Source organism: Stieleria sp., assembly GCF_041595215.1.
Taxonomy (GTDB): domain Bacteria; phylum Planctomycetota; class Planctomycetia; order Pirellulales; family Pirellulaceae; genus Stieleria; species Stieleria magnilauensis.
Window position 1 is genome coordinate 1 of the sequence record NZ_JBFHKV010001470.1, and the last position, 1613, is coordinate 1613.

The window sequence follows — 1613 nt, forward strand, 5'->3', positions numbered from 1 at the left end:
AAAACCAAATGGCCCAAAAGGTGCTTCGCATTTTTGGTACCTGACCCCTTTTCCGCTCGACCCTTGATCCTCTCGCCCGCAAACGACGATGTCACTGCCCACCAACCCCGCCAATCATCCGACCGATCCCGCCAAACCGCTCGAGGACCTCGATGACTGGGAGGCGGACTTGGTGCGACGCTATCCCGAACCGAACAAGCCGGCCGAAGCGTTTCGAAATTATGGCGAAGACACGAAGCCCGGCGTCCGTGAATTCTATCAGCTCAATCACCGGCATCAGACCTACGACTTTGTGCAACAGAAACGAAAGCAGTTTCTGCCGCTGCGACATCGCAAGATGACGATTTGGGAGGCGATGGAGTATCTGAACCAATTGGTCGACGAGAGTGATCCCGACACGGACCTTTCTCAGATCGAACATCTGTTGCAGACCGCTGAATCCATTCGCGCCGACGGTCATCCACGCTGGTTTATCCTGACAGGATTGATCCACGATCTCGGCAAAGTGTTGTGCCTATTCGGTGAACCCCAGTGGGCGGTGGTCGGAGACACGTTTCCTGTCGGTTGCCGGTTTTCCGATCGGATCGTGTTCCCCGAATTCTTTGCCGAGAACCCCGATTCGACCGATGCGCGATACAACACCGAGTACGGCGTCTATTCGCCAGCCATCGGGCTCGACAACGTGTTTCTCTCCTGGGGACACGACGAGTACTTGTACCATGTCGTCAAGGATCGGTTGCCCCCAGAAGCACTGGCGATCATCCGTTACCATTCATTTTATCCTGGTCATCGAGAATCGGCGTATGAGCATCTGATGAGTGATCACGACCATCGGATGTTCAAGTGGGTGCGGGCCTTCAACCCGTATGACCTGTATACCAAAAGCGATAGCCGGCCCAATGTTGACGCCTTGCGACCCTTCTATGAAGAACTGATTAATGAGTTCCTGCCGGGGACGCTCGATTGGTAACCTTTGATCGGAATCCGATATCTTGCGGCCCGGTCGTGTCGCCCTTTTTCTTGCCGAGCGGTTGTCGCGACATCGACGTGATCAATCCGGTCCACCGAGTTCCCTGCCGTGCCCTCCACCGATTCTGACATCGCCTCGGCAGACGTTCCTTCCGACGGCAGCAACCCCCGCTCGCGACTGTTGCTGGCCGCGGTTGCGGCGTTCAGCACGTACTTTTGCATGTACGCGTTTCGCAAGCCGTTCACCGCGGGAACGTACGAGGGGCAGGAACTGCTGGGGATGGGGCTGAAATCGGTGCTGGTCATTTCGCAACTGGCCGGCTACATGATTTCCAAGTTTGTCGGCATCAAAGTCGTCTCGGAGATGCGGCGTCATCGACGTGCCGTCGCCATTGTGGGGTTGATCGTGACGGCGGAACTGGCGTTGGTCGGTTTTGCCTACGTGCCGATCGTCCTCAAGGCCCCCTTGTTGTTCTTGAACGGTTTTCCGTTGGGGATGGTGTTTGGGCTGGTGCTGTCTTATTTGGAAGGCAGGAAACAGACCGAGGCGTTGTCGGCAGCGTTATGTGCGAGTTTCATCATCGCGTCCGGTGTGGTGAAGTCCGTCGGACGGTGGATCATCCAGGACTGGGGCGTCAGCGAGT

At 56.6% G+C, this 1613-nt stretch carries 2 protein-coding genes; both read left to right on the forward strand.

The genetic code is table 11. The annotated features are described in order from the left end of the window. Window positions 1-88: 88 nt before the first annotated feature. Window positions 89-970, forward strand: coding sequence for an inositol oxygenase family protein (locus ABX749_RS32210; protein ID WP_372899645.1), 882 nt, complete (start codon window positions 89-91; stop codon window positions 968-970). Window positions 971-1078: 108 nt separating this feature from the next. Continuing rightward, a partial coding sequence (locus ABX749_RS32215) for a DUF5690 family protein (protein WP_372899646.1) occupies window positions 1079-1613 on the forward strand: 535 nt, incomplete at its 3' end.

Excerpts from the sequence above, each read along its gene's own strand:
- ABX749_RS32210 (WP_372899645.1), top strand. The coding sequence starts at position 89 with ATGTCACTGCCCACCAACCCCGCCAATCATCCGACCGATCCCGCCAAA.